A 6,036-nucleotide genomic window follows, 5' to 3' on the forward strand; every position below is an offset into this window, starting at 1 on the left:
ACCATAGCTGAACAACAAGCGCAAGGGCCAATGCAGTGGGAAATCTTGAGCAATTAGAGCACTTTGTAAATATTGGTCTGGCGCTGGCCAGACAAACTGACCGCACCGTGTTACTGGAGCAAATTCTGCAAAGTGCACAGCATATCAGTCAGGCCGACGGTGGGACTATTTACCGGCTGACCAGTGATAACCAACTCGAATTCGCCACTTTATTTAACCGCAGCCTTGGGTTTCACCAGGGCGGAACGTCGGGGATACAATCGGCACAGGCGCCTATTCCGCTGTATAAAGACGGTCAGCCCAATCACAGTGCCGTGGTTGCGATTGCTGCGCTGCAAAAACAACCGATAGTCATCGATGATGTTTACTTCAGCCCATTGGTCAACCAGGAGCGGGCCCGGCAGTTTGACCAGCAACATGGTTATCGCACCCAATCGATGCTGACAGTGCCGCTGCTTGACCATCAGGGTGATGTCACCGGGGTGTTGCAACTGGTCAATTGCCTTGACAACTCAGGGAAGGTCCACGCATTTTCTGCCCAGACACAACGGCTGGTCATAGCTCTGTCGTCAATGGCTGCGATGGTGCTGAGCAACAAACAGCTAGTACAGGATTTAGAGGAACTGTTTGGCGCGTTGAGCCGGTTACTGGCTAAAGCAATTGACGAAAAGTCACCTTACACCGGTGGTCACTGTAAAAGAGTGCCGGCCATCACCATGTTGCTGGCGCACGCCTGCAGCGAGACGACAGAAGGCCCGCTGGCGGATTTTTCGATGAATGAAGCGGATGTCCATGAATTGTCGGTTGCGGCCTGGTTACACGATTGCGGCAAAATCGCCACGCCCGAATACATCATGGACAAAGCAACTAAATTACATGGTCTGCACGACAATATCGCGCTGGTGGAAGCGCGGTTTGAAATTGCCCGGCGCGATATTCTGCTGGACCAGAGTCTGGATCAGACCAGCCGGGACGATTTACTTGACCAGCTGCGGGTCGATCTGAAATTCCTGCAGGCCAGCAATATCGGCGGGGAATTTATGTCGTGGGAGCTGCAAAAACGCGTACGCGACATCGCTGCCCGCTACCATATTGTCATCGCCGGGGTTGAACAGTCGGTATTAACACCAGCCGAAGTCAGTAATTTATGTGTAGAGCGCGGTACTTTAAACCCGGAAGAGCGCCGTGTGATCAATCGTCATATTGATATCACTATCGAGATGCTTGAATCGTTACCATTCCCGAAACATCTGCGCAATGTGCCTGAATATGCCGGCGGTCATCATGAGAAAATGGATGGCACCGGCTATCCGCGGGGTCTGAAAAAAGAGCAAATGTCGGTGCAAGCCAGGATCATGGCTATTGCCGATATTTTTGAGGCTTTAACGGCGTCGGACCGGCCTTACAAAAAAGCCAAGACGTTATCGGAGTCGCTGCGGATTTTAGGGTTTATGGCCAAAGAGCAGCACATCGATGCCGATTTATTCCGCATTTTTGTCGAGAAAAAAGTCTATCTGGAGTTTGCCCGGCAGTTTCTGTCGGCCGAGCAAATTGATGAGGTCGACCACAATAGTTTGCCGGGCTTACATTAAGTCGATTGCCGGGCTAAATCACGGTCAACCGGCGCTTCGAGCTGCAGGCGCTGGGCCTGGATCACAACCTGCGTGCGGTTGGTGACACCGAGTTTGCGGAATATCGCGGTCATATGAGCTTTCACTGTCGCTTCAGAGATATGTAAATCGTAGGCGATTTGTTTATTCAGCCAACCTTCGGTCAGGTAATACAACACCTTATATTGTTGCTGCGTCAATTGCGCGATACGGGCGGCGAGGTCTAAGTCTTCATGTTGCTGCGGGTTTGCCCGCAACAGATGCTGATATTTTTCCGGCAACCAAATCTCGCCAGCCATCACGGCATGTAAGGCGTTGGCGATCTCTGTCGGATGTGCTGATTTGGGCACGTAAGCCGAAGCACCGAAATTCATCACGCGGCGGATCACGTCCTGATCATCACTGGCTGAAATGACCACAATTGGCATGGTCGGGAAAGTCTTCCGCAGTTGGATCAGACCCAGAAAACCGCAATTGCCTGGCATATGCAAATCCAATAGCAGCAAATCTGCATCAGGGTGCTGTTCCAACGCTTGTACTGTGGCATCAAAACAGTCGGTTTCAACTGTTGCAGTCGTAGCAAAAGTATTGCTGATGGCACTGATGAGGGCATTGCGAAACAGAGGATGATCGTCTGCGACTATAAGTTTTGCCATTTCTGATCTCCGCAAAAGAATTTATCAACACAGCACAGCTTAATCAGCCGGAACTAATCTGTCCATGGAAGAAAGACCATAAGCCTTTGATAGACTTATGGTCTTTTTGTCGACTTATTTATTGAGGCGGTTGTTGATCAGGTGCTCAACGACCGACGGATCTGCCAGCGTGGAGATATCGCCTAAAGAGTCGTGCTCGTTGGCGGCAATTTTACGCAAGATACGCCGCATGATTTTGCCAGAGCGGGTTTTAGGTAAGCCCGGCGCCCACTGAATTAAATCCGGTGAAGCGATTGGTGAAATCTCACGACGCACCCAATCACGCACTGCTTTAGTCAGTTCATCGCTGGGTTCCACGCCGACGCGTGGCGCGATAAACACATAAATGCCCTGGCCTTTGAGGTCGTGTGGATAACCGACGACGGCAGCTTCGGCAATGGCTTCGTGCGCGACCAGACAACTTTCGATTTCGGCAGTACCTAAACGGTGGCCGGAGACGTTTAATACATCATCGACGCGGCCGGTCAGCCAGTAATACCCATCTTCATCGCGCTTGGCGCCATCACCAGTGAAATACATACCTTTATATGTGGAGAAGTAGGTCTGCTCAAACCGCTCATGGTCGCCATAGACTGAACGCATCTGACCCGGCCAGCTGTCGAGCAGCACCAGGTTACCTTCACAAGTGCCGTCGAGTAAGTTGCCTTCGTTGTCGACGATGGCTGGCTGGACGCCAAAAAACGGCCGGGTGGCAGAGCCGGGTTTTAAAGCAGTAGCGCCAGGTAATGGCGTGATCAGAATGCCGCCGGTTTCGGTTTGCCACCAGGTGTCGACGACAGGACAACGGCCTTTGCCGACATTGTCATGGTACCAGTGCCAGGCTTCCGGATTAATTGGTTCGCCGACGCTGCCCAGTACCTTTAATGAAGTTAAAGTGCTGCCTTCAACCGGCGCTGTGCCATGCGCCATCAGCGCACGAATAGCAGTCGGTGCGGTGTAGAGAATGTTGACCTGATATTTATCCACAATTTGCGCAATTCGCTTGACGTTCGGATAAGTCGGCACCCCTTCAAACATCACGCTGGTCGCGCCGTTGGCCAGTGGCCCGTACACTATATATGTGTGACCGGTAACCCAGCCTACGTCAGCGGCACACCAGTAGACGTCGCCCGGGTGATAATCAAACACATATTGGTGGGTCATCGATGCCCACACCATATAACCACCGGTGGTGTGTAATACACCTTTCGGTTTACCGGTGGAGCCTGAGGTGTAGAGGATAAACAGCGGGTCTTCGGCGCTCATCGCCTCTGGTTCGCAATGTTTTGGCTGAGCGGCCAGTAATTCGTGATACCAGACATCACGACCCGGATGTTCATCAATATTCTGACCAACGTGTTTGACGACTATGACATGTTTGACCGGGTTAGCTTTGCCTAAATGGGCTAACGCCTGGTCTGTGTTGTCTTTTAATGCTGTCAGCCGGGCCCCACGCAGGGCCTGATCAGCGGTGATGACCAATTTAGAGTCACAATCGACAATGCGGCTACCCAGAGCATCCGGAGAGAATCCGGCGAAAACAACTGAGTGAATAGCGCCAATCCGCGCACAAGCCAATAAGGCGACTGCAGCTTGCGGGATCATCGGCAGATAAACAGTGACCCGGTCGCCTTTACCGACACCTAAAGCACGCATGCCATTCGCCAGCTGACACACCTCGTCATACAGTTCCTGATAAGTCACCGCTTTTTGCACGCCAGGCTCGTCGCCTTCCCAATAATAAGCGACTTGATTGGCTTTCTCCGGCAGATGCCGGTCCAGGCAGTTGTAACTGGCGTTCAGAGTGCCATCGCTGAACCAATTGACATGGACATCACCAAGCACAAAACTGGTGTCCTTCACTTGGGTAAATGGCTTGAACCAATCGATACGTTTGCCATGCTCGGCCCAAAATGCTGTCGGGTTGTCCAGTGAGGCCCGGTACATTTGCAGATAAGTGTCGTTGTCGGCCCAGGTGCGTTCCTGAGCCGCTGGCGGGACCGGATATACAGATTGATGTGTCATGGTTCGTCTTCCCCGTATGGCGTTTTCCGCCTGATGTTCTTTGATAATGCAGTTCTACCGAAAGCGCCCTTCAGGGCAAATTAGACATTAGTCTACAACAGCCCTTTGTTACGACTAATGGCTAATTGAGCAATCGGGCGCCGTCTACCAGATTTGCAATGGCAATAAAACCACAACAGATCAACAGACAAGGTAGCGGAGTACAACTATGCAACAAATTCTGCCCACACAAGGTCACACCAGCCGGCTTTTTATGACGCGCACTGCAATGGCGGTCGCATTATGTATGGCGGCTTATAGTCAAAGCGCAGTCGCCGGATTTAAGGTCGGTGACACGACAGAAATCAATATCGGTGGTTACGTCAAACTGGATGCAATGCTCACTGATACATCCGATGGCCAGATAGCCACGGGGATAGGCCGTGACTTCTATGTACCGAGCTTAACGCCGGTGGGTGGTACCGGTGAATCCGCGACCTGGGACATGCATGCCCGCCAGTCGCGGTTTTTTATCAGTAGTGACACCTTGCTGGAAAACGGCAAAAAGGTCACTGGCCGTTTTGAGTTTGACATGATGGCAACCACCGGTACCGGTGACCAGCGGGTCAGTAATGGCTATGCACCGGAGATCCGTCACGCTTTTATCAGCTACGATGGTTGGTTGTTTGGTCAGACCTGGACCACCTTTATGGACACTAATGCGTTGCCGGACAGTCTGGACTTTGTCGGCACGACTGACGGAACCGTGTTTGTGCGCCAGGCCCAGGTAAGATACACCATGGGCGGCTGGCAATTCGCGGTCGAAAACCCGGAGACAACAGTGACCCCAAACGGTGGCGGCACCCGCGTAGTGACGGATGACAATTCAATGCCGGATCTGGTTGTGCGCTACAATCATACAGCGGATTGGGGCGGATTGACGGTGTCTGCGTTAAGCCGGCAGCTGTCAATGCAACAAGGGTTGGTTGACGACTCAGTCCAAGGTTACGGTTTATCGTTCAGTGGCAAAATTAATGTCTCGAAAACCGATGATATCCGCTTTGCCGTGACCTACGGCGATGGATTGGGGCGTTACCTCAGCCTCAATACCGGCAATGATGCGGTATTAACTAAAGCAGGGGCTTTAGACGCCATCAGCAGTATCGGTTATACCCTGGCATATAAGCATTCGTGGAATGATAAGCTGCGTTCAAGCTTCTTTTATTCTGCGCAGCAAATTGATAACCCAACTGACCTGACTGGTATGGCGCAAACAGAAAGCACAGAGAGCTATAGCGCGAACCTGATTTACCAGCTGGCCAGTAAAGTGTCAGTAGGTGTGGAAGTACGCCATGCGACTCGGGTATTGGAATCGGATTTAGATGGTGATTTGAATCGCATTCAGTTCTCCGCGAAATACGATTTTTGATTAATGTCAGGGCTGCTTCGGTTGAAACAGCCCTGTTCTGCTGAAGTAATCAGCGATTTGTGTATAAAGTCAGCGAACGATCGCAAAAGCGCAACTTTTCTCAAATTTAAGCTTGCGTAAGTTTCGTGACGGCCTATAATGCGCGCCATGCCGACGGGGTGAAGCGAAACGCGAAACGCCGGGTGAGTTTGAAAAGTGAAAAAATAGTCGATAAAAAGACGCTTGACACGAATTAAAAACTGACTAAAATGGCCGCCTCGCAGCGAGGTTGGGGTGAAAGCCTTAAAATCGCAAGCAA

At 51.6% G+C, this 6,036-nt stretch carries 5 protein-coding genes; 2 read left to right on the forward strand and 3 right to left on the reverse strand.

Going from position 1 to position 6,036, the window contains the following annotated elements:
• Positions 1–35 precede the first annotated feature (35 nt).
• The gene (locus tag ABNT34_RS20555; protein ID WP_348734773.1) at positions 36–1,592 is read left to right on the forward strand and encodes an HD domain-containing phosphohydrolase; all 1,557 of its coding nucleotides are present in this window, start codon (positions 36–38) and stop codon (positions 1,590–1,592) included.
• Here ABNT34_RS20555 and ABNT34_RS20560 read toward each other — a convergent pair.
• Both ABNT34_RS20560 and acs read right to left on the reverse strand, forming a co-directional pair.
• Entirely contained in the window at positions 1,589–2,266 is a 678-nt protein-coding gene (locus ABNT34_RS20560; RefSeq protein WP_348734774.1) for a response regulator transcription factor, read from the reverse strand. The genes ABNT34_RS20555 and ABNT34_RS20560 overlap by 4 nt on opposite strands.
• A 114-nt stretch (positions 2,267–2,380) precedes the next feature.
• Positions 2,381–4,330, reverse strand: coding sequence for an acetate--CoA ligase (acs, locus tag ABNT34_RS20565; RefSeq protein WP_348734775.1), 1,950 nt, complete (start codon positions 4,328–4,330; stop codon positions 2,381–2,383).
• A gap of 208 nt (positions 4,331–4,538) precedes the next feature.
• Here acs and ABNT34_RS20570 point away from each other — a divergent pair, with 208 nt between their 5' ends.
• A complete protein-coding gene (locus ABNT34_RS20570; RefSeq protein ID WP_348734776.1) occupies positions 4,539–5,738 on the forward strand; it encodes a DcaP family trimeric outer membrane transporter in 1,200 nt (399 codons plus the stop codon).
• Here ABNT34_RS20570 and ABNT34_RS20575 read toward each other — a convergent pair.
• Positions 5,711–6,036, reverse strand: a 326-nt coding sequence (locus ABNT34_RS20575; RefSeq protein ID WP_348734777.1) for a hypothetical protein, incomplete at its 5' end; no start/stop codon positions are given. The genes ABNT34_RS20570 and ABNT34_RS20575 overlap by 28 nt on opposite strands.

Source organism: Rheinheimera texasensis, from assembly GCF_964031785.1.
GTDB lineage: Bacteria > Pseudomonadota > Gammaproteobacteria > Enterobacterales > Alteromonadaceae > Pararheinheimera > Pararheinheimera texasensis_A.